Source organism: Campylobacter sp. US50a (genome assembly GCF_004379015.1).
GTDB classification, from domain to species: domain Bacteria; phylum Campylobacterota; class Campylobacteria; order Campylobacterales; family Campylobacteraceae; genus Campylobacter_D; species Campylobacter_D jejuni.
This window is the reverse complement of sequence record NZ_RYYJ01000078.1, coordinates 1-361: the sequence shown is the minus strand read 5'-3', so window position 1 is coordinate 361 and position 361 is coordinate 1. Positions and strand designations below refer to the sequence as shown.

1 pseudogene is annotated in these 361 nt (G+C 35.2%); it reads right to left on the bottom strand.

Annotated elements, in window-relative coordinates:
• Positions 1 to 361: pseudogene (locus tag ELQ11_RS09730) on the bottom strand (hypothetical protein); the annotation flags it as partial.

The window sequence follows — 361 nt, the reverse complement described above, 5'->3', positions numbered from 1 at the left end:
ATTCCAACACTACCACTACCATTGTTAGTTACTGTATTACCATTTTCATCTTTACCTACTGAGCCTTGGTTGGAAATTTCAACTTGGGCTGATCCTGAAACAGTGATACCATTATTTATGGTTGAACCTTGTGAATTAGAAATACTAGTGTTTCCACTTCCTGAAGAACTAATACCTCCGCTAATAGTTCCACCATTATTATTGCTAATTACCATATCAGCACCACCAGTGCTTTCAATCTTACCACCGATATTACCTGAGTTAGAAATTTCAAGTTTATTATCACTATTGTTAGTGATAGAACCACTTATACCTGTATCAGAAGTAGAGGTGTTAGTGATAGAATCAAGTTTACTATCTT